The 18665-nt window shown below is 72.5% G+C and carries 19 protein-coding genes; 8 read left to right on the top strand and 11 right to left on the bottom strand.

Annotation, left to right across the window (positions count from 1 at the left end; translation table 11 throughout):
• Positions 1–35: 35 nt before the first annotated feature.
• The 4 genes from ACFY2L_RS23585 to ACFY2L_RS23600 form a co-directional block, all read right to left on the bottom strand.
• Positions 36–986: a cytochrome c oxidase assembly protein gene (locus ACFY2L_RS23585; RefSeq protein ID WP_390657307.1), complete on the bottom strand. Its 951-nt coding sequence runs from the start codon at positions 984–986 to the stop codon at positions 36–38.
• Positions 987–1091: 105 nt separating this feature from the next.
• Positions 1092–2117 (bottom strand): 6-phosphofructokinase, encoded by a 1026-nt coding sequence (locus ACFY2L_RS23590; RefSeq protein WP_390657308.1) that lies wholly within the window; start codon positions 2115–2117, stop codon positions 1092–1094.
• A 216-nt stretch (positions 2118–2333) separates the two neighbouring features.
• On the bottom strand, positions 2334–3062 hold the full coding sequence (locus ACFY2L_RS23595) for a type 1 glutamine amidotransferase (RefSeq protein ID WP_390657309.1): 729 nt from the start codon (positions 3060–3062) through the stop codon (positions 2334–2336).
• A 20-nt stretch (positions 3063–3082) separates the two neighbouring features.
• Positions 3083–4321, bottom strand: coding sequence for a MurT ligase domain-containing protein (locus tag ACFY2L_RS23600; RefSeq protein WP_390657310.1), 1239 nt, complete (start codon positions 4319–4321; stop codon positions 3083–3085).
• A 156-nt stretch (positions 4322–4477) separates the two neighbouring features.
• Here ACFY2L_RS23600 and def point away from each other — a divergent pair, with 156 nt between their 5' ends.
• A complete protein-coding gene (def, locus tag ACFY2L_RS23605; protein WP_390823281.1) occupies positions 4478–5032 on the top strand; it encodes a peptide deformylase in 555 nt (184 codons plus the stop codon).
• A gap of 70 nt (positions 5033–5102) precedes the next feature.
• Here the strand turns inward: def and ACFY2L_RS23610 are convergent, their stop codons facing one another.
• A complete protein-coding gene (locus ACFY2L_RS23610; RefSeq protein WP_390657312.1) occupies positions 5103–5747 on the bottom strand; it encodes a TetR family transcriptional regulator in 645 nt (214 codons plus the stop codon).
• 179 nt (positions 5748–5926) lie between these two features.
• Here ACFY2L_RS23610 and ACFY2L_RS23615 point away from each other — a divergent pair, with 179 nt between their 5' ends.
• Positions 5927–7153 carry an acyl-CoA dehydrogenase family protein gene (locus ACFY2L_RS23615; RefSeq protein WP_390657313.1) on the top strand — a complete coding sequence of 409 codons (1227 nt, stop codon included), beginning with the start codon at positions 5927–5929 and terminating at the stop codon, positions 7151–7153.
• An 87-nt stretch (positions 7154–7240) separates the two neighbouring features.
• Here the strand turns inward: ACFY2L_RS23615 and ACFY2L_RS23620 are convergent, their stop codons facing one another.
• The 5 genes from ACFY2L_RS23620 to ACFY2L_RS23640 form a co-directional block, all read right to left on the bottom strand.
• The gene (locus tag ACFY2L_RS23620; protein ID WP_385277643.1) at positions 7241–7477 is read right to left on the bottom strand and encodes a DUF6213 family protein; all 237 of its coding nucleotides are present in this window, start codon (positions 7475–7477) and stop codon (positions 7241–7243) included.
• Between the two features lie 25 nt (positions 7478–7502).
• On the bottom strand, positions 7503–8888 hold the full coding sequence (locus tag ACFY2L_RS23625) for an NADP-dependent succinic semialdehyde dehydrogenase (protein WP_390657314.1): 1386 nt from the start codon (positions 8886–8888) through the stop codon (positions 7503–7505).
• A 76-nt stretch (positions 8889–8964) separates the two neighbouring features.
• Positions 8965–9429: an NUDIX domain-containing protein gene (locus ACFY2L_RS23630; RefSeq protein ID WP_390823282.1), complete on the bottom strand. Its 465-nt coding sequence runs from the start codon at positions 9427–9429 to the stop codon at positions 8965–8967.
• Positions 9426–10964 carry an ATP-dependent DNA ligase gene (locus ACFY2L_RS23635; RefSeq protein WP_390823283.1) on the bottom strand — a complete coding sequence of 513 codons (1539 nt, stop codon included), beginning with the start codon at positions 10962–10964 and terminating at the stop codon, positions 9426–9428. The genes ACFY2L_RS23630 and ACFY2L_RS23635 overlap by 4 nt, the downstream gene beginning before the upstream one ends.
• A 29-nt stretch (positions 10965–10993) precedes the next feature.
• Entirely contained in the window at positions 10994–11944 is a 951-nt protein-coding gene (locus tag ACFY2L_RS23640; protein WP_390823284.1) for an NAD(P)/FAD-dependent oxidoreductase, read from the bottom strand.
• Between the two features lie 78 nt (positions 11945–12022).
• On the opposite strand from ACFY2L_RS23640, the gene ACFY2L_RS23645 reads away from it, so the two are divergent.
• The 6 genes from ACFY2L_RS23645 to ACFY2L_RS23670 all read left to right on the top strand — a co-directional run bounded on the left by ACFY2L_RS23645 (position 12023) and on the right by ACFY2L_RS23670 (position 17270).
• Positions 12023–12595 carry a helix-turn-helix domain-containing protein gene (locus ACFY2L_RS23645; protein WP_390823285.1) on the top strand — a complete coding sequence of 191 codons (573 nt, stop codon included), beginning with the start codon at positions 12023–12025 and terminating at the stop codon, positions 12593–12595.
• Positions 12596–12707: 112 nt separating this feature from the next.
• On the top strand, positions 12708–13685 hold the full coding sequence (locus tag ACFY2L_RS23650; RefSeq protein ID WP_390657319.1) for an NADPH:quinone oxidoreductase family protein: 978 nt from the start codon (positions 12708–12710) through the stop codon (positions 13683–13685).
• Positions 13682–14860, top strand: a complete 1179-nt coding sequence (locus ACFY2L_RS23655; RefSeq protein WP_390657320.1) for an acyl-CoA dehydrogenase family protein — start codon at positions 13682–13684, stop codon at positions 14858–14860. Before ACFY2L_RS23650 ends, ACFY2L_RS23655 begins: the two co-directional genes overlap by 4 nt.
• Complete coding sequence (locus ACFY2L_RS23660; protein ID WP_390657321.1) at positions 14857–15930, top strand: acyl-CoA dehydrogenase family protein; 1074 nt, start codon at positions 14857–14859, stop codon at positions 15928–15930. The genes ACFY2L_RS23655 and ACFY2L_RS23660 overlap by 4 nt, the downstream gene beginning before the upstream one ends.
• 171 nt (positions 15931–16101) lie before the next feature.
• Positions 16102–16956: a phosphatidylinositol-specific phospholipase C/glycerophosphodiester phosphodiesterase family protein gene (locus ACFY2L_RS23665; protein WP_390823286.1), complete on the top strand. Its 855-nt coding sequence runs from the start codon at positions 16102–16104 to the stop codon at positions 16954–16956.
• A gap of 119 nt (positions 16957–17075) precedes the next feature.
• The gene (locus tag ACFY2L_RS23670) at positions 17076–17270 is read left to right on the top strand and encodes a hypothetical protein (RefSeq protein ID WP_390657323.1); all 195 of its coding nucleotides are present in this window, start codon (positions 17076–17078) and stop codon (positions 17268–17270) included.
• An 18-nt stretch (positions 17271–17288) separates the two neighbouring features.
• On the opposite strand, the gene ACFY2L_RS23675 is transcribed toward ACFY2L_RS23670, so the two are convergent.
• The gene (locus ACFY2L_RS23675; RefSeq protein ID WP_390823287.1) at positions 17289–18518 is read right to left on the bottom strand and encodes a phosphodiester glycosidase family protein; all 1230 of its coding nucleotides are present in this window, start codon (positions 18516–18518) and stop codon (positions 17289–17291) included.
• Between the last annotated feature and the right edge of the window lie 147 nt (positions 18519–18665).

The following is an 18665-nucleotide window of genomic DNA, read 5'->3' on the forward strand; positions in this document are numbered from 1 at the left end:
TGCCCCGGCTCGTCCGCCGGCGCGCCGGGTTCGGCTCAGCGGCCGCGCGCGTCGAGCGAGGCGAGATAGGCGTTGTACGCCTCCAGCTCCTTGTCGCCGTCCCGGTCGGCGGCCCGGTCCTTGCGCTTGGCCTGCCGCTGCTCGGAGCCGTACCACTGGAACAGCAGCGCGATCAGCACCAGCACCGACGGGATCTCGCTGAAGGCCCAGGCGATGCCGCCGGCCGCGTTCTGGTCGGAGAGCGCGTCGATGCCGAGGGAGGCGGGCGGGTTCCTGAACGTCTCCACCATCGGCGTCGTCCCCATCATCAGCGCGATGCCGAAGAACGCGTGGAACGGCATCCCGGCGAACAGCTCCAGCATCCGCATGAGGTAGCCGGGCCGGTGGGGGCCGGGGTCCACCCCGATGATCGGCCAGAAGAACACCACGCCGACCGCGAAGAAGTGCACCATCATCGCGATGTGCCCGGTCCTGGAGCCCATCAGGAAGTCGAAGAGGGGCGTGAAGTACAGGGCGTACAGGGACGCGATGAACATCGGAATGGTGAACGCCGGGTGGGTGATGATCCGCATGTACCGGCTGTGCAGCAGCATCAGCAGCAGTTCACGCGGCCCCTTGCGGCCCGCGCCGGCCGTGGGCAGCGCGCGCAGCGCCAGCGTGACGGGAGCGCCGAGCAGGATCAGGATCGGCGACAGCATGCTGATGACCATGTGCTGCACCATGTGCACGCTGAACATCACCATGCCGTAGTCGTTCAGCCCGGTGCACATCACCAGCATGACGGTGAGCACACCGACGACGTACGACACCGTCCGCCCGGCCGGCCACGCGTCCCCGCGCCGCCGCAGCCGTACGACCCCCCAGGCGTACAGCGCCAGCCCCGCGAGGCAGGCGACGAGAAAGAACGGGTCCGCCGACCACTGAAGACCCCGCCCCAGCGTGAACGGCGGCAGATCCATGGTCATGCCGTGCCCGCTGTGATCCATTCCGCCGGCTCCTGATTCGTGGGGGGATGTGCGTTTTACCGCCCCAAGACTAGAGCGGCCCCCGGCGACTGCTGTCACCGGGGGCCGCTGGAGTCCGTGGCGCTTCTACAGGACGCACTCGGCCTCTGCGTACCGCTCCGCCGGGACGGTCTTGAGGGTCTCGACCGCCTCGGCCAGCGGCACCATCACGATGTCGGTCCCCCGAAGAGCCGTCATGTTGCCGAACTCGCCCCGGTGCACGGCCTCCACCGCGTGCCAGCCGAACCGGGTCGCCAGCACCCGGTCGTACGCGGTCGGCGTGCCGCCCCGCTGCACATGCCCGAGGATGACCGGCCGCGCTTCCTTCCCGAGCCGCTCCTCCAGTTCGACGGACAGCTGCCGCGCGATCCCGGCGAACCGCTCGTGCCCGTAGATGTCCTTGCCGCCCTCGTCGAAGGCCATGGTGCCGGGCTTCGGCTTGGCCCCCTCCGCCGCGACCACGATCGCGAACCGCTTCCCCGCCTCGAACCGCTCGCCGACCCGGCGGGCCAGTTCCTCGATGTCGAAGGGGCGTTCCGGTACGACGATGGCGTGGGCGCCGGCCGCCATGCCGGACTGCAGCGCTATCCAGCCGGTGTGCCGTCCCATGACCTCGACGACCAGGACCCGCTGGTGGGACTCGGCCGTGGTCTTCAGCCGGTCGAGGGCCTCGGTGGCCACCCCGACCGCCGTGTCGAAACCGAAGGTGACGTCGGTGACGGCGATGTCGTTGTCGATGGTCTTCGGCACACCGACGATGGGCAGCCCGGCGTCGGACATCAGCCGCGCCGCCTTGAGGGTGCCCTCACCGCCGATCGGGATGATCGCGTCGAGGCCGAGCTCCTGGACATGGCCCTTCGCCCGCTCCACGCCGTCGCGCAGATGCGAGGGCTGGACCCGGGAGGAGCCGAGGATGGTGCCGCCGCGGGCGAGGATGCCGCTCACCGCGTCGAGGTCGAGCTTGAGGTAGTCGCACTCCAGGAGGCCCTTCCAGCCGTCCCGGAAGCCGATGACCTCGTCGCCGTGGTCGGCGACGGCACGGTGCACGACGGACCGGATGACGGCGTTCAGGCCGGGGCAGTCGCCGCCGGACGTGAGGACACCAATGCGCATAGCCCGAAACAACCTTCTCCACGTGGGCCGGTTCCGGACCGCATTGTCCGGCTCGATCCCCGCCACCCTAGCGGCAGGAGGGGGCGGGGCCGAAGCATGCGTCCGCCTGCTGGACGTGCCCGCTCACCTGTGCGGACGCACGGTCAGACGGGCTGCTGACGGTGCTCTGAAAAGCAGGTGAACGGGTAACTCACGCGGGCCGGCGGACCCCTGTGCTCACGCGGGCTGCTGCGCGGCCGCGATGCGCTCGTTGCGCAGGGCCTCGTACCAGCGGTCGTCGATCGGCGGGAGCGCGTTCACGTCGAGCGCCAGCTTCAGCAGCAGGTCCGCGATGAGCGGGTTGCGGGCGAGCACCGGCCCGTGCATGTACGTGCCGAACACGGTGTCGTTGTACGCGCCCTCGGTGCCGTCGCCGGTGCCGTTGCCCTTGCCGAGCTGGACCCGGGCGAAGGGGCGGGCGGTCGGGCCCAGGTGGGTGATGCCCTGGTGGTTCTCGAAGCCGGTCAGCGGCGGCAGACCGAGCCGCGGGTCGATGTCCGCGAGGACGTCACCGACGCACCGCTCGCCCTCGCCGCGCACCGTGGTGACGTCGAGCAGGCCGAGGCCCGGCTCGCGCTGCCCGAGGTCGTTGACGAACTCATGGCCGAGGATCTGGTAGCCGGCGCAGACCGCGAACACGATCGCGCCGTTCTGCACCGCCTGGTACAGATGCGCGTCACGGCGCAGCCGCTCCGCCGCGAGCCGCTGGGGCCGGTCCTCGCCGCCGCCGATGAGGTAGATGTCGCCGGAGGTCGGGATGGGCTGATCGCTGCGCACGTCGAGGCGGGCCACGTCGAGGCCGCGCTGCCGCGCCCGGCGCTCCACGACCAGGACGTTGCCCTGGTCGCCGTAGGTGCTGAGCAGGTCCGGGTAGACCCAGACGATCCGCAGCTGGTTGTCGCTCATGAACTGGTCGTCCTTCGTGGTCAGTTGCCGACGCGGCGGCGCAGGTCCTGGAACGCGGTGTAGTTCGCGATGACCTCGATCCGGCCGGGCGGGCACATCTGCACGGCCTGGTCGACGGTGTCGCACACCTGGAAGTGCTGGTTCGCCACCTCCAGCCGGACCGCGAGGTCCAGTTTGCGGTCACCGATGACGAAGATCGGGTGGCCGGTCAGCCGCGTGTAGTCGACGTCCCACAGCCACGAGGTGTCGGTGCCGTCGGCTCCGCGCGCGTTCACCGAGAGGATCACCGGGGTCGGCGGGGGGTCGATCAGGCTGAACGTCTCGAGCCAGCCCGCCGGGTTCTTCGCCAGCAGCAGCCGCAGGTCACGGCCCTGGAACTGGACGACGTCGTAGCGCCCGGCGACGGCCTGCACCTGGTACATGCGCTCCAGCGCGACCTGCGGCGGCACCCCGAACACGGCGGCGACGGCGGCCGAGGAGGCGGCGTTGGCCTTGTTGGCGCGACCGGGCAGCTGCAGATGGATGGGCCAGGCGGACCCGTGCGGATCGATGACGTGGTCGCCGGAGAGCGCCCAGCTCGGCTGGGGACGCCGGAATCCGCACTCACCGCAGAACCAGTCGTCACCGGGCCGCTGCATGACGCCACCGCAGGACGGGCACGACCAGGCGTCGTCCTTCCACATCTGCCCGGCGGCGACCCACACCACGTTGGGGGAGGAGGACGCGGCCCACACGACGAGCGGGTCGTCGGCGTTGGCGACGACGACCGCCTTGGAGCCGGCCAGCCCCTCTCGCCAGTTCTCCGCCATCATCCGCGTCTCGGCGGCGCGGTCGAGCTGGTCGCGGGAGAGGTTGAGCAGGGCGATGCACTTGGGGTCGGTGTCCCGGGCCACGCCCGCGAGGTACTTCTCGTCGACCTCGATGACGCCGTACTTGGACTCCGAACCGCCGGCGAGCGCCGAGGTGATGCCTGCCGGCATGTTGGCGCCGAGCGCGTTGGAGACGACCGGGCCCGCGGCCCGCAGCGCCTCGGCGATCAGCCGGGTCGTCGTCGTCTTCCCGTTGGTCGCCGAGACCAGGACGACGTCCAGGTTCTGGGCGAGCCGGGCGAGCAGGTCGGGGTCGAGTTTCAGCGCCACCCGGCCACCGATCACCGAACCGCTGCCGCGTCCGGCTGCGCGGGATGCCGCAGCGACCGCCTTGCCGGCGGTCACGGCCAGCTTGGCCCGCGGCGTGAGCGGGTCCGAGTTGCCTGCCATCAGTTCTCGATCCTCCTTGCGTACGCGCCGCGCCTATGGCCTGACGGCACCGTGGTAGGTGGTCAGCCTATCGAGATCCATTCACACTCCCGAATCGCGGCACCACCTCACGCCCGTAGGCATGCGCGTGTCAGAAAGGACCGTACCCTTGCCGCCATGCGACACGGCTCCATCCCGGGCGCGCGCGGGCGCGTCAGACCCCTCAGTCTCCTCGGCGATCCGGTCCTGGGGGAACCCTGCGAGGAGGTCACCGACTTCGGCCCCGAACTCGCCCGGCTCGTCGAGGACATGTTCGCCACGATGTACGCGGCCCAGGGCGTGGGTCTGGCCGCCAACCAGGTGGGCGTGCCCCTGCGCGTCTTCGTCTACGACTGCCCCGACGACGAGGACGTGCGTCACCTGGGCCATGTCGTGAACCCGCGGCTGGTGGAGGCGGACGGCATCGTCCTGCGCGGCCCCGAGGGCTGCCTGTCCCTGCCGGGCCTGGAGGCGGGGACGGAACGCCACGACCACGCCGTGGTCGAGGGCCTGACCATGACGGGCGAGCCGGTCACGGTCCACGGCACGGGATTCTTTGCCAGATGCTTGCAACACGAGTGCGATCACCTGGAGGGCCGCGTCTATGCGGACCGGGTCACGGGCTGGCGCAGGAGAAGACTCCTGCGCCAGGTGACCCGAGCCCCCTGGCACAGGGTGGTCTCGCCCGCCTAGGTCGTGTCGATCCGCGTCGTGGCCGTGCGGGCGCGGGCGGCCGTGACGGACCCGCGCGCGTCCGCCACCCTCAGAACCCCGGACCGCCGACCTTGTCCCCGGCCGCCGCGAGACGGCCCCACAGCAGATCCGCCAGACTCCGCACCAGCTCGGCCCGGGAACACGGCCGCTCCCCGAGCCACCAGTCCCCTGCCGCGTGCATCATCCCGACGATCCCGTGCCCCCACACCCGGGCGAGCTGCTGACTCCCGGGGCCGAGGTCCAGCCGGTCCTCGATCACCTGGGCCAGCTCCTCGCCCATCCTGCGGAGCAGCGGCGCGCTGTGCTTGCCCACGTCGAACCCCTGGTCCCCGCCCTGCCCGCCCTCGGACGGGTGCATCAGGAACCGGTACACCTGAGGCCGGGCCTCGATGGCGGCGAGGTAGGTGTCGAGGGTCGCCTCCACCCGCTCCCGGCGCTCGGCGGGGGCGTCGAGCGCGGCCCGCAGCGAGTCCAGCAGTGCGTCCGTGTGCCGCTTGGCGAGGGCGGCGTAGAGCCCTCCCTTGTCGCCGAAGTGGCGGTAGAGGATCGGCTTGGTGATCCCGGCCTCCGCGGCGATCGCGTTCATCGAGGCCTGCGGGCCGTCGCGCAGCACCACCCGGTCCGCGGCCTCCAGCAACTCGCGCCGTCGGCGGTCCGCGGACTGCTGCTGTTCGGTCCGCTGCGTGGTGTCCATGTGCTCTCCCCACCCGTGATGTTTCGGTGCCGCCTGCGCAAACTAACACCCGACAGCAGCCTGACAGCGAACGGGCCTGAGGGCTCCCGTGCACCCGCCAGGAGTTGACTTTTCCTACCCGCGAGTAACAGACTCGGGGTTACCGCTAGTAACACACACGTTCCGCCGCTGGAGGGGACATGGCCGAGTTCACCATGGAGCTCAACGACGAACAGAAGGAGGTCCGGGACTGGCTGCACGGCTTCGCGGCCGACGTCATCCGCCCCGCGGCCGCCGAATGGGACGAGCGTGAGGAGACTCCCTGGCCGGTCATCCAGGAGGCGGCGAAGGTCGGCATCTACTCCCTCGACTTCTACGCGCAGCAGTACTTCGACCCCACCGGCCTCGGCATCCCGATGGCCATGGAGGAGCTGTTCTGGGGCGACGCGGGCATCGCCCTGTCGATCGTAGGCACCGGACTGGCCGCCGTGGGCGTACTCGCCAACGGGACCGAGGAACAGATCGGCACCTGGATCCCCCAGATGTACGGCGACGCCAACGACGTCAAGGTCGCCGCGTTCTGCTCCTCCGAGCCCGACGCCGGCTCCGACGTCGCCTCCATGCGCACCCGGGCCGTGTACGACGAGGCCAAGGACGAGTGGGTGATCAACGGCACGAAGACCTGGGCGACCAACGGCGGCATCGCCAACGTCCATGTCGTCGTGGCCGTCGTCGACCCGGACCTCGGCTCCAAGGGCCACGCCTCCTTCATCGTCCCGCCCGGCACGCCCGGCCTCGCCCAGGGCCAGAAGTTCAAGAAGCACGGCATCCGCGCCTCGCACACCGCCGAGGTCATCCTCGACAACGTGCGGGTCCCCGGCTCCTGCCTGCTCGGCGGCAAGGAGAAGCTGGACGAGCGCCTGGCCCGGGCCCGGGAGCGGGCGAAGGCCGGGGGCGAGCGGGTGAAGAACGCGGCGATGGCGACGTTCGAGGCGAGCCGCCCCGCGGTGGGAGCCATGGCGGTCGGCACCGCCCGGGCCGCCTACGAGGTCGCCCTCGACTACGCCAGGACGCGTGAGCAGTTCGGACGTCCGATCATCGACAACCAGGGCGTCGCCTTCCAGCTCGCCGACATGCGCACGCAGATCGACGCCGCTCGTCTGCTCGTCTGGCGGGCGTCCTGGATGGCGATCAGCGGGAAGCCCTTCACCGCCGCCGAGGGCTCGATGTCGAAGCTGTACGCGAGCGAGACGGCCAAGCAGGTCACGGCGCAGGCGATCCAGATTCTCGGCGGCAACGGATACACCCGGGAGTACCCGGTGGAGCGGATGCACCGGGATGCCGCGATCTACACCATCTTCGAGGGGACCAGTGAGATTCAGCGGCTGGTGATCGCCAGGACGCTCTCCGGGATGCCCATCCGGTAGGACGCGGTCCGCGGGTGCGCGGGGGGCTGGTCGCACAGTTCCCCGCGCCCCTCGACCGGCTGCCCCGGGGCGGCCGGACAACTCCGGTCAGGAAGTCCCCCCGCTGCTGTGCGCGATGCAGGCCACGTCGATCCTGTCGGCCAGCTTGGCCAGTTCGATCGTCAGGGCGGCCACCGTGTCCTCGTCGAGTCCGTCCGCACCCGCCTCGACGAGATGCAGCCACCGGCCGCCCAGCGTCCGCAGCAGCTTGCTCACGTCGGCCGCGGCCACCTGCAGCGTCCCGCGGTCGTCGACGATCAGAGGCAGGGTCACTTCGCGGTTCACACCCGCGATCGTAGCCGCGCCGCGCTCACACGCCGTGCCAAACGGTGGTGATGTTGCAGAACTCGCGGATTCCGTGCCCGGACAGCTCACGCCCGTACCCCGACCGCTTCACCCCGCCGAAGGGGAACGCCGGATGGGACACGGTCATCCCGTTCACATAGACCCCGCCGGCCTCCAGATCCCGTACGAAGCGGTCGACCTCGGCCTCGTCCCGGGTCCAGACGTTCGAACTCAGGCCGAACGGCGAGTCGTTGGCGATGAGCACCGCCTCGTCCAGGTCGGCCGCCCGGTACAGCGTCGCGACCGGCCCGAACGCCTCCTCGCGGTGGATGCGCATCGCGCGGGTGACACCGGCGAGAACGGTCGGCGGGTAGTACCAGCCCGGCCAGTCGGGCCGTTCGCCTCCGCACAGCACGTCGGCGCCGCTGCGCCGGGCGTCGTCCACCAGCTCCTCCAGGTCGGCCCGCCCCTGTTCGCTCGCCAGCGGGCCCACCTCCGTGTCCTCCTCCAGCGGATCACCGACCTTCAGCGCCCGCATCCCCTCGGTGAAGCGCTCGGCGAACGCGTCGTACACGTCCGAGTGGACGATGAACCGCTTGGCGGCGATGCAGGACTGCCCGTTGTTCTGCACCCGGGCCGTGACGGCGACCCGCGCGGCCCGGTCGATGTCCGCCGACGGCATGACGACGAACGGGTCGCTGCCGCCCAGCTCCAGCACCGTCTTCTTGACCATCGCCCCGGACGTGGCGGCCACGGCCCGGCCCGCGGGCTCGCTGCCCGTCAGCGTCGCCGCCTTCACGCGCTCGTCGCGCAGGATCTCGTCCACCGCGCCCGACCCGACGAGCAGGGTCTGGAAGCAGCCCTCGGTGAAACCGGCGCGGTGGAAGAGGTCCTCCAGGTAGAGGGCGGTCTGCGGCACGTTGGAGGCGTGCTTGAGCAGGCCGACGTTGCCCGCCATCAGCGCGGGCGCGGCGAAGCGGACGACCTGCCACAGCGGGAAGTTCCACGGCATCACCGCGAGCACCGGTCCCAACGGCCGGTACCGCACCACGACCCGCGCGGCCCCGGAGTCCTCGACGTCGGCGCCGGCCGGCCGCTCGTCGGCGAGCAGCGTCTCCGCGCGCTCGGCGTACCAGCGCATCGCCTTCGCGCACTTCGCGGCCTCCGCACGCGCCTGCTTGACCGGCTTGCCCATCTCGGTGGTCATCACCCGGGCGATGTCCGCCTGGTCCTCGTCCAGCAGGTTCGCGGCCTGGATCAGGAGGCGCCCGCGGTCGGTGAAACCGCTCAGCCGGTACGTCCGGAAGGTGGCCTCCGCGAGCTGGAGCCGGCGCTCCAGCTCCTCCTCGCCCATGGCCTCGTACGTCTTGAGCGTCTCGCCGTTCGCCGGGTTCACCGTCGCGATGGGCATGACCGACCTCCTGGAGAGCTGCCTGTGCTTCGACCTTCCCGCGCCGCGCGGGGGGCCGCAACGCGTGCGCGTCCGCTCAGGCCGAGTGCTCCGTCAGACGGTCGAGAAACGCGGCCTGCGCCGGGACGATCACCTCGCGGGCGCGGTCCAGGCCGTACCAGGCCACCCGGTCCAGCTCCGGGAACTCCTGCGTCCGCCCGGACCTGGGCGGCCACTCCATCGTGAACGTGCCCGGATCGATCGCCGCCGGGTCCAGGTCCGCCTCGATCCCCCACACGGTGACGATCTTGCCGTTCGTCTGCCGGACCTCCCCGAGACCGATCGCCTCGCCGTCGGGCGGCGGCAGCCCCAGCTCCTCCCGGAACTCGCGGCGGGCGGCCTCCCAGGCGGGCTCGTCGGGCTCGTACTCGCCCTTCGGCACGGTCCACGCCCCGGCGTCCTTCCTCGCGAAGTACGGGCCGCCCATGTGGCCCAGCAACACCTCCGTGCCCTCGTCGGTGCGGCGGAACAGCAGCAGGCCCGCGCTGCGCTTCGGTGTCACGGGTGCACCTCCGGGTGGGCGGCCAGCAGGGTCTCCACGGTGTCGGCCTGCTCCGGCCGCTTGTCCTCGCGGTACCGGACCACGCGGGCGAAGCGCAGGGTGACACCGGCCGGGTAGCGGGTCGAGCGCTGGAGGCCGTCGTAGGCGATCTCGACGACCAGTTCGGGGCGTACGGTGACCCCCCAGCCCTCCTCGTTCAGGGTCAGCTCCCGCAGCCGCTCGGTCTGCCAGCCGAGCATCGCGTCGGTCATCCCCTTGAAGGTCTTGCCGAGCATCGCGAAGCCGCCGTCGGCGGTCCGCGCGCCGAGGTGCAGGTTGGAGAGCCTGCCGGTGCGGCGGCCGTGGCCCCACTCGGCGGCCAGGACCACCAGGTCCAGGGTGTGCACGGGCTTGACCTTCAGCCAGGACGCGCCGCGGCGGCCCGCGCTGTAGGGGGCGTCGAGGGACTTCACGACCACGCCCTCGTGGCCGCGGCGCAGCGTGTGCGCGAGGAACTCCTCGGCCACGGGGAGATCCTCCGGCCCGCGCGCCAGCGTCCGCCGTACCCGCATCGGCTCCGGCACCAGCCGGGCCAGCTCCCCGTGCCGCTCGGCGAACGGCAGGTCGAGCAGGTCACGGCCGTCCACGGACAACGCGTCGAAGAAGACCGGCGCGACCGGCACCGACTCGGCGGCCGCCGCCACGTCGACCCGGGAGCCGACCCGGCCGGCCGTCTCCTGGAAGGAGCGCGGCCGGCCGCGCGCGTCGAAGGCGATGACCTCGCCGTCCAGGATGAACCGCTCGCCCCTCAACTCCCGCGCCGCCGACGTCACTTCGGGCAACCGGTCGGTGATGTCGTCGAGGGTGCGGGTGTAGAGGCGGATGTCGTCGCCGTCCCGGTGCACCTGGACGCGGATGCCGTCCAGCTTCTCCTCCACCGCGCAGCCGCCGAGCTTGCCGACCGCCTCGGCGACCGAGGACGCGGTGTGCGCCAGCATCGGCAGCACCGGGCGGCCCACGGTCAGCCGGAACGCCTCCAGCGCCGGCGGACCGTCCCTGAGCAGGGACGCGGCGACCGTCTGGAGGGAGCCGGCGAGCATCACCGCCCGCCGTACGTCCCCCGGGGGCGCCCCGGTGGCCTGGGCCAGGCCTTCGACGGCCACGGCGTCCAGCGCGCCCTGACGGACCTCGCCGGTGAGGAGCCCGAGCAGGAACCGCTGTTCGTCCGCCGTGGCGGCGCCCATCAACGTGCCCACCAGGCGCGCCCGTTCGGCCTGCGAGCCGGGGCCGGACACCTTGCCGAGCTCGGTCAGCAGGGCGTCGACCTCGCGCACGGTCAGTGTCGGCGACCCGGCGGGCGCGACCGGGCGGCTCAGCACCTTCCAGCCGACGCCGAGCCGGCCCTGCGGGAGCCGTCCGGCCAGGTACGGGATGACGATCGGCGCGTCCTCCGCCTCCGCGTCCCGGAAGAGTTCGGCGAGCAGAGCGATCTTGCGGGAGCGCGCCGAACTGGCGGCGACCTCCCGGGACACGTCGGCGAGCCGGGTCAGCAGCATGCAGCCATGGTGCTACGCCGGGGCCCCGGCTACACCCCCGCCGCCCCGGCGGCCGCGTCGAGGTCCGCCATCAGCAGCTCTCCGTTGATCGCGGCCCCGGCCCGGTAGCCGCGGCTCGCCGCGTTCACGACCTGCTCGGAGAAGCCGGAGGCGTTGCCCGCCGCCCAGAGGCCGGGGACGGTGGTCCGGCCGTGCCCGTCGACCACGGGGTAGGTGCCGAAGGCGGTCTCGGTCATCTCGGCGCCCAGCCGCTCCAGCAGCTCCGTCCGCGGCACCGGGCGCGGGGCGACGAACAGCACCTGACGGGCGTGCACCTGCCCTTCCCCGGAGGCGGCGGTCAGGCGGACCCCGGTGAGCCGGTCGTCCTCGACCACGAGACCGGCCACCTCGCCGGGGACCACCCGCACCCCGGCGGCAGTCAGCCGGCGCCGGTCCTCGTCGGTCAGCTCCTTCTCGGCGACCGTGTGCAGGAACAGGGTCACGTCCTTCGACCACTGGGTCACCATCAGCGCCTGGTGCACGCTGAGCGGACCGGTCGCGAGCACACCGAAGGCCTGGTCGCGGACCTCCCAGCCGTGGCAGTACGGGCAGTGCAGCACGTCCCGGCCGAAGCGCTCGGCGAGGCCCGGCACCGGGGGCAGCTCGTCCCCGAGGCCGGTGGCGACGACGAGCTGCCGGGCGCGCACGGTACGGCCGCCCGCGAGGACCACGGCGAAGCCCGTGCCCTCGCGGACGTCCACCGCCCGGTCCCGGACGAGCTCCACGCCGTACCGGGCGATCTCCTCCCGGCCGGCGGCGAGGAACTCCGCGGGCGGCATCCCGTCCCGGCTCAGATAACCCTGCATATGGGCGGCCGGCGCGTTGCGCGGCTCGCCCGCGTCGACCACCAGCGTGCGGCGCCGGGCCCGGCCCAGGACGAGGGCCGCGGACAGGCCCGCCGCTCCGCCGCCGACGACGACCACTTCGTACACATCGGTCATGGTGACCACCTCCACCGAGAAGGTGACCCGGATGCCGCGGCATTGACAAACGTCTTTGCCGATTCTGCAATACGGGGTATGAGTGCCGAAGACGTTCTCGCGGAAGTGGGCCCCCGGCTGCGCCGGATCCGGAAGGAGCGGGAGGTGACCCTGGCGGCGCTGTCCGAGGCGACCGGCATATCGGTCAGCACGCTGTCCCGGCTGGAGTCGGGGCTGCGCAAGCCGAGCCTGGAACTGCTGCTGCCGATCGCCCAGGCGCACCAGGTGCCGCTGGACGAGCTGGTGGGTGCCCCGCCGGTGAGCGACCCCCGGGTGCGGGCGCGGCCGGTGACCCGCCACGGGCGCACCTTCTGGCCGCTGACCCGGCAGCCCGGCGGCCTCCAGGCGTTCAAGGTGCTCGTGCCGCAGCGCGAGGAGGAACCGGAGCCGCGCACCCACGAGGGCTACGAGTGGCTGTACGTGCTGTCCGGGCGGCTGCGGGTGGTGCTGGGGGAGCACGACGTGGTGATGACGGCGGGAGAGGCCGCCGAGTTCGACACGCGCGTGCCGCACTGGTTCGGATCGACGGGGGAGGGGCCGGCGGAGTTCCTCAGTCTCTTCGGGCCGCAGGGGGAGCGGATGCACGTCCGGGCGCGGCCGAAGGGGACGTGACGCACCTGACTGTTCCCCGATCGGCAAGCGACCGCTTAGTATGCGAGGCGCCGGTCGGAACGACGACCGGTCACGACACCGGTCGGACGACGCAGTCCCGTGGAGGCTCCGCATGCAGGCATGGCAGGTGCACGAGAACGGCGAGCCGAGCGAGGTGATGCGGCTCCACGAGGTCGAGCGGCCCACGCCCGGTGACGGCCAGGTCCTGCTCAGGGTGCGCGCCGCGAACATCAACTTCCCGGACGCGCTGATGTGCCGGGGCCACTACCAGGTCCGGCCGCCGCTGCCCTTCACCCCGGGCGTGGAGATCTGCGGCGAGACCGAGGACGGCCGGCGCGTGATCGCCAACCCGGCGCTGCCGTACGGCGGATTCGCCGAGTACGCCGTCGCCGACGCCGCCGCCCTGCTGCCCGCCCCGGAGGCGCTGGACGACGCCGAGGCCGCCGCGCTGCACATCGGCTACCAGACCGGCTGGTTCGGCCTGCACCGGCGGGCCGGGATCGAGGCCGGCGAGACGCTGCTCGTCCACGCCGCCGCAGGAGGGGTCGGCAGCGCGGCCGTGCAGCTCGGGAAGGCCGCCGGGGCCCGGGTCATCGGCGTGGTGGGCGGCGCCGACAAGGCCGCCGTCGCCCGGGAACTGGGCTGCGACGTGGTCGTCGACCGCCGAACCGAGGACGTCGTCGCCGCCGTCAAGGAGGCCACCGGCGGCCGGGGCGCCGACGTCGTCTACGACCCGGTGGGCGGCGAGGCCTACACCCAGTCCACGAAGGTCGTCGCCTTCGAGGGCCGGATCGTGGTCGTCGGCTTCGCGAGCGGCACCATCCCCAGCCCCGGGCTGAACCACGCCCTGGTGAAGAACTACTCGATCCTCGGCCTGCACTGGGGCCTGTACAACACCAAGAACCCGAAGCTGGTCCAGCACTGCCACGAACAGCTCACCGAGCTGGCCGCCCGGGGCGCGATCAAGCCCCTGGTGAGCGAGCGGGTGCCGCTCGACGGCGCGGCCGACGCCGTGCAGCGGGTCGCCGACGGTGCCACCACCGGCCGGGTGGCCGTCGTCCCGGCGCTGGAGAACGGAGCCGCCGTATGATCACCGCAGAGGAACTGCGCACCCGCACCAGGGAGTTCCTGGCATCGTCCGACACCACCGACCGTCTCGGCTTCCTCCAGGCCCGCTTCGACGCCGGCCTCGCCTGGGTGCACTACCCGGAGGGCCTCGGCGGACTCGGCGCGCCCCGCTCCCTGCAGGCCGTCGTGGACGCCGAACTGGAGGCCGCGGGCGCCCCCGACAACGACCCCCGCCGCATCGGCATCGGCCTCGGGATGGCCGCGCCGACGATCCTGAAGTACGGCACCGAGGAGCAGAAGCGCCGGTTCCTGCGGCCCCTGTGGACGGGGGAGGAGGTCTGGTGCCAGCTGTTCAGCGAACCCGGCGCCGGATCCGACCTCGCCGCGCTCGGCACCCGGGCCGTCCGCGAGGACGGCGGAGACTGGGTCGTCAACGGGCAGAAGGTGTGGACCTCCAGCGCCCACCTCGCCCGCTGGGCCATCCTCATCGCCCGCACCGACCCGGACGTCCCCAAGCACGCCGGCATCACCTACTTCCTCTGCGACATGACCGACCCCGGGGTCGAGGTCCGGCCGCTGCGCCAGATCACCGGCGAGGCCGAGTTCAACGAGGTCTTCCTGACCGGCGTCCGCATCCCCGACTCCCGCCGCCTCGGCGGGATCGGCGACGGCTGGCGGGTCGCGCAGACCACCCTCAACAACGAGCGCGTCGCCATCGGCGGCATGCGGCTGCCCCGCGAGGGCGGCATGATCGGGCCGGTCTCCAGGACCTGGCGCGAGCGCCCGGAGCTGCGCACCCACGACCTGCACCAGCGGCTGCTCACGCTCTGGGTGGAGGCCGAGGTCGCCCGGCTCACGGGCGAGCGGCTGCGCCAGCAGCTCGTCGCGGGCCAGCCCGGCCCCGAGGGAGCCGGCATGAAGCTCGCCTTCGCCCGCCTCAACCAGGAGATCAGCGGCCTGGAGGTCGAACTCCGCGGCGAGGAAGGCCTGTTGTACGACGACTGGACCATGCGCCGCCCGGAACTGGTGGACTTCACCGGCCGGGACGCCGGGTACCGCTACCTGCGCTCCAAGGGCAACAGCATCGAGGGCGGGACCAGTGAGGTCCTGCTGAACATCGTCGCCGAGCGCGTCCTGGGCCTGCCCTCGGAGCCGCGCACCGACAAGGACGTCGCCTGGAAGGACCTCGCCCGATGACGGATCTTCTCTACTCCGAGGAGGAAGAGGCGCTGCGGTCGGCGGTACGCGACCTGCTCGCCGACCACTGCGACGCGCCCGGTGTCATCGCCCGCACCGAGTCCGACGCCCCTCACGACCTGGCCGCCTGGAAGGCCCTCGCCGACGGCATGGGCCTCGCGGGCCTGCTGATTCCCGAGGCACAGGGCGGACAGGGCGCCACGCACCGCGAAGTCGCCGTGGTGCTGGAGGAGTTGGGCCGAGCGGTGGCGCCCGTGCCGTATCTGACCAGTGCCGTCGTCGCCACCGAGGCGCTGCTGGCCTGCGGCGACGGGGAACTGCTCGGCCGGCTGGCCTCCGGGCGGGCCATCGGCGCGCTGGCGGTCGGGCTGCACACCGCTCCCGGCGCCGCCTTCACGGCCGTACGCGTCGAAGGGGGCGCCCTGCACGGCGAACTGACCGGCATCGCCGACGCCGCGGCAGCCGACGTGCTGCTCGTGCCGGCCGAGGACGGCGGGCTGTACGCGGTGGAGGCGGACGCGGTGACCGTCACCCCGCAGGTCTCCTTCGACCTCACCCGGCCCCTCGCCACGGTCACCCTCGCCGGAGCCGCCGGCCGCCGCCTCGGCGACGCCGGGCCCGCCGTGCGCCGCGCCCTGCGCGCCGGAGCCGGGCTGCTCGCCTCCGAGCAACTCGGGCTCGCCGACTGGACCCTGACGGAGACCGTGCGCTACCTCAAGGAGCGCAAGCAGTTCAACCGGCCCGTCGGCGGCTTCCAGGCGCTCAAGCACCGGCTGGCGCAGCTGTGGCTGGAGGTCGTCAACCTCAGGGCCGCCGCCCGGGGCGCGGCCGACGCCCTCGCCACCGGCGAGGACGCCGACATCGCGGTGGCCGTCGCCCAGGCCTACGCGGCGGGGGTCGCCGTGCACGCCGCCGAGGAGGCGCTGCAACTGCATGCCGGGATCGGCATGACCTGGGAGCACCCGGTCCACCTCTACCTCAAGCGGGCGAAGGCCGACTCGATCGCCTACGGCACCGCGGGCGCCCATCGGGCCGCCGTGGCCGAACTCGTCGACCTGCGGGCCCCCTGAGCGTCGCCCGGTGAAGCCCGCCCCACCTGGGGCGGGCTTTTCCGTGCGCCCGCGCGGCCCGAGTGAACAGGCGACGGCAGTCCGGCCAACTCCTGGCAGGTAAAGGTTCGTTGACGCCAGGACAGCCCCATACTCCCTGTGGTCCCGACCCGCCCCACAGGGAGGAACGACATGGCCCACCTCGCCCGCCGCAGAGTGCTCACCGGCTTCGGCGCCACCCTCGCCGCGGTACTCGCCCCGCCCGCCCACGCCGCGTTCGCCGACGGACACCCGCGCGGCCCCCGCCCGTTGTGGCGCGCCCACGCCCACAACGACTACGAGCACCCGCGCCCCCTCCTCGACGCGCTCGACCACCGCTTCGGCAGCGTCGAGGCCGACATCTTCCTCGTCGACGGCGAACTCCTCGTCGCCCACTCGGCGGACCAGCTCGACCCCGCCCGCACCCTGGAGTCCCTCTACCTCGCCCCGCTCGCCGCCCGGGTCAAGGCCAACCGCGGTTCCGTGTACCGGGGTTACCGGCAGCCTCTGCAGCTGCTCATCGACATCAAGACCGAGGGCTCCACCACCTACCTCGCCCTGGACGAGCTGCTCCAGCGCCACCGGCACCTCTTCACGACGTACGCCCACGGCCGGATCCGCCCCGGCCCGGTCACCGCCGTCGTCTCCGGCGACCGCGCCGCCCGTGCGCCCATGGAGGCGCAGACCGTCCGCCGCGCCTTCTACGACGGACGCCTCACCGACCTGGGCGGCACCGACGCCTCCTTCGCCTCGCTGATCAGCGACAACTGGACGCTCCACTTCACCTGGCTCGGCGTCGGCGCCTTCCCCGAGGCGGAGCGGCAGAAGCTGCGGGGGATCGTCGCGGCGGCCCACGCGCGTGGACAACGGGTGCGGTTCTGGGCCACCCCGGACCTCGCCGGCCCCGCCCGGGACGCGCTGTGGACCGAACTCCTCGCCGCCGGCGTCGATCACCTCAACACCGACGACCTGGCCGGCCTGGAGGCCTTCCTCGACGCACACCGGTAGACACCGGGGCGGACGGACACCACCCTTTCGGCGGACAGGCCGACCGCCCGGACGAACCCTCCGTTACGCCACACTTGCGGCCGAACGCCGCGAAAGCGGACGTGCGGAGGAGGTTGACGTTGGCCGTATCCATTTCCGTGGTGCTGTTGCTGCTGATCCTGGCGGTGGTCTTCATGCGCAACAGCGGACTGAAGGTCTCGCACGCACTGGTCTGTCTGCTGCTCGGCTTCTTCCTGGCCGGCACAAGCATGGCCCCCACCATCCACAGCGGCCTCGTGGCCACGGCCGACATCGTCGGCAGTCTCCGGCCATGAGGGCGCGGGGGAGCGGGCCTACCGGGTGAAGACCCCGATGCCGTTCGCCACCGGGCGCTCCGTCCCCGCGGAGGGGTGATTGCGGACCGTGACCCTGGTCGAGCCCGCCGGGCGGGCCACCAGGGTCGAGGAGCCGCCGCCGTCCAGATTGAAACCCTCGGTCGCGCCGAGGTTCCGCAGGGCGGCGGCGACCTCGGCGATCGTCGTTCCCCCGCGGTACGGGAGCGCGCCGTCCAGCGCGAGCAGGATCACCCGTCGGCCGCCGTCGGCGATCCCCACCGCCGTCCGCACGGCGGACACCCGCGCGTCCAGTCCCGGCAGCGGCTGCCCGCCCCTGAGGAGCGGACAGCCGCCCATGGCGAAGCGGTACGCCATGCCCGACCCGGACACCGGCCGGTGACGCACCGTCACACGCTCACCCATCGTGAGCGCCTTCAGGTGCCGCGCGCCCGCCTCCCGCCCGACGAGCACGGTGGTGCCCGCCGGGATGGAGCCGCCGCCGGGCGTGGCGGAGGCCGACACCACCCGTCCCCGCCTGAGCGTCACCTCGTAGGTGCTCGTGCTGCACGCGGCGGCCCGGCTGGTGTCGGTGCCGCACGTGGCCCGCAGGCGCGAGGCGCTGCCCCAGTCCGAGGTGAACGCGCCGATCGAACCGACCGGCAGCGCGTACTGGTTGAGTCCGCCCAGGGGCAGCCGGCGCCGGAACGCGGTGATCGTGCCCGTGAGCGCCAGCGTGTCCAGCCTGGCCCTGCCGTCGGTGCCGACGCCGACCACCGCCCTGGTCGTGGTGCCCGGGGGCAGTTCGGGTCCGAACCGCTGCGCGTCCGGGACCGCCCCCTTGAGCACCCTGCCGTTCGCGATCGCCGGACCCACGCTCGCCCCGGTCGCGGTGACGCCCGGGTGCTGGGTCTCGGAGATGTTGAAGAAGTCGCCGTTGACGGCGGCGACCGCCTTCCGGGCGTCGGCCATCGAGGAGACGGCCGAACGGGCCGCGACCTTCCCCGGGTACAGCAGCCCGAGGCGCACGTGGGCGCGGGTGAGGTCGACGCCGAGCACGTGCACCCGCGTCACCCCGGCGGCGGCTCGCAGGTCGTAGTGCCGGTAGGTCACCCCGGCCGCCACGGTGGTCCAGGCCGCGGCATCGGCCGGCGCGGCCCCCGCGAGGGCCGCGCCGGCCAGCGTCCCGAGTGCCGTGAGCAGCGTCAGCCACGTTCTGCGCGCACCGGACCGTTTCTGATGTCGTGTCACGGACCCCCCTGGCTGGTGTGGGCCGCAACTTTCTCACGGCCCGGGGGACCAACCGCCAGGGGAGAAGCGGGGAATATCACGAGAACGGGTGACGAAAGGCACGAATCCGGTTACCCCGCACCGCCCTTCGGCGTGCCGCTCGCCCGT

This window comes from Streptomyces sp. NPDC001381 (genome assembly GCF_042895685.1).
Lineage (GTDB): Bacteria > Actinomycetota > Actinomycetes > Streptomycetales > Streptomycetaceae > Streptomyces.